At 69.3% G+C, this 6,000-nt stretch carries 6 protein-coding genes; 3 read left to right on the forward strand and 3 right to left on the reverse strand.

Annotation, left to right across the window (positions count from 1 at the left end; all coding sequences use genetic code 11):
• Nucleotides 1-359 precede the first annotated feature (359 nt).
• Together AC1DYP_RS21920 and gluQRS are read left to right on the forward strand one after the other, a co-directional pair.
• On the forward strand, nt 360-983 hold the full coding sequence (locus AC1DYP_RS21920; RefSeq protein ID WP_477048116.1) for a TetR/AcrR family transcriptional regulator: 624 nt from the start codon (nt 360-362) through the stop codon (nt 981-983).
• Between the two features lie 6 nt (nt 984-989).
• A complete protein-coding gene (gene gluQRS / locus AC1DYP_RS21925) occupies nt 990-1,844 on the forward strand; it encodes a tRNA glutamyl-Q(34) synthetase GluQRS (protein WP_477048109.1) in 855 nt (284 codons plus the stop codon).
• Here the strand turns inward: gluQRS and AC1DYP_RS21930 are convergent.
• From AC1DYP_RS21930 to AC1DYP_RS21940, 3 genes are read right to left on the reverse strand one after another with little or no spacing between them, the layout of a single operon-like run.
• Nucleotides 1,841-2,152 carry a winged helix-turn-helix domain-containing protein gene (locus AC1DYP_RS21930; RefSeq protein WP_477048110.1) on the reverse strand — a complete coding sequence of 104 codons (312 nt, stop codon included), beginning with the start codon at nt 2,150-2,152 and terminating at the stop codon, nt 1,841-1,843. The genes gluQRS and AC1DYP_RS21930 overlap by 4 nt on opposite strands.
• 7 nt (nt 2,153-2,159) lie before the next feature.
• Nucleotides 2,160-2,795 (reverse strand): hypothetical protein, encoded by a 636-nt coding sequence (locus AC1DYP_RS21935; protein WP_477048111.1) that lies wholly within the window; start codon nt 2,793-2,795, stop codon nt 2,160-2,162.
• A 35-nt stretch (nt 2,796-2,830) separates the two neighbouring features.
• Nucleotides 2,831-4,039, reverse strand: a complete 1,209-nt coding sequence (locus tag AC1DYP_RS21940; RefSeq protein ID WP_477048112.1) for an acyltransferase family protein — start codon at nt 4,037-4,039, stop codon at nt 2,831-2,833.
• Nucleotides 4,040-4,200: 161 nt separating this feature from the next.
• Between AC1DYP_RS21940 and AC1DYP_RS21945 the strand changes: the two genes are divergently transcribed.
• Nucleotides 4,201-5,634, forward strand: coding sequence for an alpha/beta fold hydrolase (locus tag AC1DYP_RS21945; protein ID WP_477048113.1), 1,434 nt, complete (start codon nt 4,201-4,203; stop codon nt 5,632-5,634).
• Nucleotides 5,635-6,000: the final 366 nt, after the last annotated feature.

Raw genomic sequence — 6,000 nt, forward strand, 5'->3', positions numbered from 1 at the left:
CCGGACTGGGGGCGATCGCGTCGGCGGGACGACGTGGGGATCCGCCGGCCCCGTCGGCCACGAACGCCGCCGGGCTTTAGATCGCCACGCCGATCAGGGCGGCGGCGACGCCGACGGCGGCGGCCAGGAAGAAGCCGACGGCCATGCGGTCGAGAGCGGTTTCGAAGGCGAAGAAGGTATTGGTCATCACACACGTCCTTGAGTTCTGGTTGCGGAGCGCGGCCATCAAGGGCCGCTTCCCCGGTCCAGACCGAGCCCGATCTGGACAGTGCTTAGATAGCATCGATCTAAACGGCGTCAAGATGAATCTTTACGCCGTTAGGATGGATTTTTGAACAGGAACGGTTACAGTGTCCGAGATGACACAGACCGCCTCCTCCGAAGCCCGCCCCTACCACCATGGCGACCTCAGCCGCGCCCTGGTCGAGGCCGCTCGGCGCATCCTCGAAACCGAGGGCCCGGCCGCGCTTTCGCTGCGGGCCGTGGCGCGGGAAGCGGGCGTCAGCCCGGCCGCGCCCTATCACCATTTCAAGGACAAGGGCGAACTGCTGGACGCCGTCGCCCACGAAGGCTGGGCCGCCTTGGACGTCGCCTTGACCGAGGCCCGAACCAAGGCAGCCGACAGCAAGGAGCGGATGACCAGCCTGGGCGTGGCCTATGTCTGCTTCGCCCGCGACAATCCCGCCCTCTATCGCGTGATGTACGACTGCTCGCGCGACAAGGACGCCCTGCCCGAGCAGATGAAGGAAGAAGGCGCCTACTGCCAGGTGCGCAACACCATCGACGAGCGCAGCGGCGGGACGGCCACGCCGATCGACCTGGAGTTGGCGACCATCGCCGCCTGGTGCGCCGGCCACGGCCTGGCCGAGATGATCAGCTTCAAGCAGTTCGAGCCGCTGAAGGAAGCGCTGGGCGGCGAGGAAGCCTTCCTGCGCGGCGTGTTCGAACACCTGGGCATGTTCGCCAAGCTCGATCAGGCCTAGGTCCGCTTGAACTTCGCCACCCGCTTCGCCCCTTCCCCGACCGGCCACCTGCATCGCGGCCACGCCTTCTCGGCCCTGACCGCTTTCGACGCCGCCAAAAACTCCAAGAATGGGGCCGCAGACGGCCGGTTCGTGCTGCGGATCGAGGACATCGACGCCACCCGCAGCCGGCCGGAATTCGAGACCGCGATCCTGGAGGACCTGGCCTGGCTGGGCCTGGAGTGGGAGCAACCGGTCCGCCGCCAGTCCGAGCACCTGACCGACTATCACCGGGCCGTCGACGTGCTGCGCGAGAAGGGCCTGGTCTATCGCTGCTTCCGCACCCGCAAGGAGCTGGACATCGGCCGCGCGCCGCACGAGCCGGCCCAGCCCTTCGTCGGCGGCCCGCTGCATCCCGTCGAGGAGGCCGCGCGGCTGGAACGCGGCGAGGCCTTCGCCTGGCGGCTGTCGCTGGACGCGGCCCGTGGGGCGCTGGGCGGCTTCGAGAACCTACACTTCGTCGAGGAGGGTGCGGGCCCCGACGGCGAGACAGGCCTGATCCAGGCCCGCCCCGAGACCGCCGGCGACATCGTCCTGGCCCGCAAGGACGTCGGGGTGGCCTACCACCTGGCCGTGGTGCTGGACGACGCCCTGCAAGGAATCACCCACGTGATCCGCGGCCAGGACCTGTTCGAGGCCGCCCACATCCAGCGCCTGCTGCAGGCCCTGCTGGACCTGCCGACCCCGACCTATCGCCACCACCGCCTGCTGGTCGGTCCCGACGGCAAGCGCTACGCCAAGCGCGACAAAGCCCAGACGCTGCGGGAGCTTCGGGCGGCGGGCATGACGCCGGAGCGGCTGCGGACGGAGATGGGCCTCTAGCCGCCCCCCGCCTGCTCGACCAGCTGTCCCATCGCCCGCAGATAGGCGCCGAAAGCCTCGCGGCCGGTGTCCGTCAGGCGGACCCGGGTCAGGGGCTTGCGGCCGACGAAGCTCTTGTCGATCGCCACATAGCCGGCGTCCTCCAGCTTGCGCAGGTGGACCGACAGGTTGCCCTGGGTCACCTCCAGCATGTCCTTCAGCTCGGTGAAGTCCGCCACCTCGGCGCTGGCCAGGTAGGCGACGATCCCCAGCCGCACGCGGCCGTGGATGACGTCGTCCAACCCGCTGATGTCGAACTTGCCGGTCACGCTCGCCTCAGGCCGGCCGGGCCGCTTGGCGCTGGGCTTGGCGCATCATCCCGAAGCCCGGAACCCCCATCAGCAGGAAGAGACTGGCGGTGGCGATCAGCAGATACAGGTCCCCGCGCTCGATCAGCATGCCCAGCGCCACGCCCGAGACCAGCCAGCCGACGGCCACCACCGCCATCCACGACCGCCTGCGCAGCATGAAGATCACGTACCAGACCGCGCCCTGCAGCACGAAGACCACGGCCGGGTGGAACAGCCAGTAGTGGAAGTCCTGGTGGCGCGCGGCGGCGCTGGCGAAGACCAGGACCAGGGCCAGGTTCGCTATGCCCGCTCCGGCGAAGGCGGAATTGATCGCTTTGCTGGTGACCCCGACCGCCGGCCGCTTCCGGTCGATGATGATCACGATCGTCATCAGCACCAGGAAGATCAAGGTTGGCGCCCAGGCCATGATGATGTTGGCGATCGGCGACAGGTGGATGAGCCCGATCTCCTGGAGGTAGTAGCTCAGGCACTGGATGCCGTAGAGCACCCCGGCCGAGCCGTAGAGCGCGCTGCCGGCCACGCCCATCCCGCCGCCGCCGCCCTCGGCGACGGTCCGCAGGAAGGCCAGGTCGTCCTGGACCGACTTGATCTTGTCGTTCATGGGCAAGGTCCCCTTCAGCGCCGCATCATGGCCGTTCACAGGATTCGTCCCAACAGCGGCATGCGGCGCAGCGCCATCGTCGTCAGCCAGCTGAGGATCACCGCCCCGGCGATCACCACCACGCCCTTGGCCAGCCCGCCCCAGGCCTGGGGCAGCAGCAGCCAGCCCAGCCAGGCGGTGAAGATGTAATGGGTCAGGTACATGCCGTAGGCGTTGGCCTGCAGGCTGCGTCCGACCGGACCGGTCTTGCGCACGAAGCGCAGGAACACCGCCAGCACCGAGAACGACAGGGTGGCGCAGGCCAGGACGAAGGCCAGGCCGCCGACCACGTCCAGCACCGGCTTGGGCGGCGGATTGGGCGAGAAGGCGACAATGAAGGTCGCCACGGCCGCGATCACCGCCGGGACCGGCGGGATCAGCCAGGCCCACCAGCGCCGGGCCAACAGGCCTTGCGGGTCGGTCAGCCCTTGGCCCACGCCCGCCGCGCCGAACGCCAGGCCGGCCAGGAAATAGACCAGGTAGTGCGCCGCCCGCCCGGTCTGGATCAGGAACGGCCCCTCGGTTGTCCAGTGGCCGAACGGCAGGACCATGTTCAGCGGCACATAGGCCAGGGCGCTGGCCGCGACGAGGATCAGGAACGCACGGCCCGGCCGGCGCGCGGCCCCCTGCGTCCAGCGGCCCAGCGCCGGGATTAGGCGGGGAAACAGGCCGTCCAGGGCCGCGGCGACCACGCCGAACGCCAGCAGCACCCACAGGAACCAGGCAGGACCGCTGGGCCAGAACGGCAGGCTGGTCCAGGCTTGCGCATAGGCGAACAGCGACGGCGCCCCGCCCGCCTGCAGCCAGGCGGGGAAGTAGGCCAGCGGGGCCAGCAGCCCCGCGCCGACCACGAACGGAACGCCCAACCGCAGCGCCCTGCCCTTCAGGAACCCGCCCGCCCCCTTGGCCTTGAGGCTCTCGGCGACGAACAGGCCGGAAACCAGGAACATCAGCGACATGAAGAAGATGTCGTTGACCAGGGTCAGCAGGCCGAAGCCCGCGAACTTCTGCGGGTCCACCACCGGGAACGCCGTCCACAGGATCGGCGGCTCGGTGAAGCCTTTCGGAGGCGGCGCGTACGGATGGTAGGTCAGCACCGCGTGATGGGCGACGACCAGCAGGGTCAGGAAGGCCCGCACGGCGCCGATCGGCGCGTTGCGTTCCGCCGAGGCGGTGACGTCGATTGATTTGAGAGGCGCGTGCATGGCCGGGCTCCGTTGCGATGGCTGGACCATGTATCAACTGGTTTGCTTTGTAAACTAGTTGACGAACGCCGATATCGAAACAGCTCGATCGGCCGCTCTTGCGGATCGATCGCCGGCGGCTCTAAGCATGACCGGAGGCGACGATCGCCATGGAGACGACGATGCGCGGATGGATGCTGGCGGCCGGCCTCACGATGGGACTGGCGGCGGGAGCCCTGGCGGCGACCGGCGCGCAAGCCGCCGAGCCGAAGTTCACGCCCGGCCCGTGCGCCGGCGACTATTCGGGCGTCAGCAACAAGATCCAGTGCGGGACCCTGGTCGTCGACGAGATCCGGGGCGGAACCAGCACGCGGCGCGGCGCCATCCCGGTGACCATCGTCAAGGCCAGCGCGCCCAAGGCCGGCCTGCCGCCGGTGGTCTATCTGCACGGCGGTCCCGGCGGCGGGGTGGTCGAGAACGTGGCCCGCAGCTTGCGCGGCCCGGCCCGCGAACTGGTGGCCGTCGACCAGGACTGGATCTATTTCGACCAGCGCGGCGGCGGGGTGGCCTCGCCGATCCTCGACTGCGGCGGCGTGGCCCTGAACGACGCCGGCCCGCTGAACGACGCGGCCGCCCAGCAACTGGTCGCCTGCGCCCAGCGCCTGAAGGATTCCGGCGTCGACCTGTCGCGCTACAACGCGGTTGAGGTGGTCAAGGACATCCAGGACCTGCGCAAGACCCTGGGCCTGAAGCAGATCGACCTGTTCGGCGTATCGTACGGCACCCGCATCGCCCTGGCCGTGGTCAAGCACGACCCGACCGGCGTTCGCGCCGTGGTGCTGGACTCGCCCTGGACGCCGGAGGCCAAGTGGGCCGAGGGCGGGCCGGAAATGGTCTCGGACGCGGTGAAGGTGATCTTCAAGCGCTGCGCCGAGGACGCCGCCTGCAACGCCAAGTATCCGCATCCGGGCGCCGATCTCGACGCGGTGGCGACCAAGCTGCTGGCCGCCCCTCAGACCATCGGCGGCAAGGTCTACACCGCCGACGACCTGGGCGGCTTCCTGATGGACGCGGCCTATAGCGGCCCCGACGCCCGCGCCCTGCCCGCCACCGTCGCCAAGTTCGCGGCCGGCGACATGACCGCCCTGGCCGAGCAGATGGCCGACCGCAGCGGCTACAACGAGGCCCAGCACCTGACCCACCTGTGCAAGGAGGAGTTCCCGTTCGAGAGCGAGGCGGCCATGCGCAAGGGCGCCCAGCGCGACCCGGTCTCGCGCCTGCTCGAGGCCTCGATGGGCCGCTACTTCACCGTCTGCAAGGCCTACGACGTCGGCGCGCCCGACCCGGTCGAGGCCCAGCCGGTCTCCAGTTCGATCCCCACCCTGTTCCTGGCCGCCGAGATCGATCCCGGCTGCCCGCCGGCCGTGGCCAAGGCGGCCGTCGGCCGCTTCCCCAAGGGCCAGCTGACGATCATCCCCAACACCACCCACGGCGTCTCGCGCGGCAGCGCCTGCGCCCGCAGGATGATCCGCGGCTTCCTGGCGGATCCGACCGCGCCGATCGACCAGAGCTGCCTGCATCCGGAGCACGACAAGTTCGTGTTCGATCTGGATTAGGGGCCTCCTGAGACGCTGTTGTGGCGACCACTTGCCCCCTACGGACCGCTTCGCGGTCGTCTTCCCCCATAGGGGGAAGAGGGCGCGCGTTCTCCTCCGCCCCCTACGGGGGCGGACAGACCGCGAAGCGGTCAGGTGGGGGCAAGTGGGTGTGATCCCACGCCAATCTGGCTGTGAGATAACGGAAAGGGTCGCGGAGCGCCGGACGACGTCCGGAGWTCTTTGAATGAATACCGTTTCGACGAAGCCGATCGCTCCGCGCCATCGTTATCCGCCAGCATCCGGTGGGCAGCCCTGTTGAGGCTTAGCCGGACCCGRTCCCTGTCGTTTCCGAGGGGACCAGCCGCCGAGGGCGCGGGCCAATGG

The sequence above is a fragment of the Caulobacter sp. P1_D6 genome, from assembly GCF_056406095.1.